Origin of the sequence: Mycobacterium sp. IS-3022, from assembly GCF_001500065.1 — a bacterium.
Classification (GTDB): Bacteria; Actinomycetota; Actinomycetes; order Mycobacteriales; family Mycobacteriaceae; genus Mycobacterium.
Map to the genome: position 1 here is coordinate 1 of NZ_LQIN01000044.1, position 716 is coordinate 716.

Genomic DNA, 716 nt, shown 5'->3' on the forward strand with positions numbered 1-716 from the left:
GAGCCTCCGGAGATGCCGCCGGACACCCCGCCGTCGATGTCTCCGACGGTGGTCTGGTTGCCATCGACATTGGTGGTGCTCGAGTCGGCGTCGTTGATCACGATGCCGCCACCGGCACCACCGGCCCCACCGGTGGCGTTGCCGCCGTCGTTGCCGACACCGATCAGCCCGCCGCCGCCATCACCACCGACCGCGCCGCCACCGGAACCGCCGCTCATGTCGACGTCGTTGATCACCGGGCCCTCGTTGTCGGAGATGATGTCTCCGCCAGCGCTCTGATCACCGCTGTCGTCGATCTCGTTGTCCTCGCCGATGTTGACGTTGGAATCCTCGATGTCACCGGTGTTGACGTTCTCGTTGTCATCGCCGACCACATTGCCGTCACCCTCGACGTTGGTGGCATCGATGTCCCCGGCGGTACCGGTGTTGACCACCCCGCCGTCGGTGGCGGTGTTGGTGGTCTTGTCACCGAAGGTGATGTCACCGAACTCCAACCCGACATTGCCGATGCCCTGCTGCTGATCCTCACCGGCATGATTGACGGTGTTGGTCTCCGGGCTCAAGAACCGGGTGTCGTTGTTGCTGAGCGTGTCGTTGTTCGACCAAAGATCGGTCTGGCGCTGCGGAGCAAACGCGATCCCATGCGTCTGGGCCACCGCCTGCTGCAGACCCACCACCGGATCACCCCCACCATGCACCACCGCAGCCGGCGCCAC

General features: G+C 64.9%; 1 protein-coding gene. It reads right to left on the bottom strand.

The window, feature by feature from the left end:
* Positions 1–716, bottom strand: a 716-nt coding sequence (locus AU188_RS18905) for a hypothetical protein (protein ID WP_059165047.1), incomplete at both ends; no start/stop codon positions are given.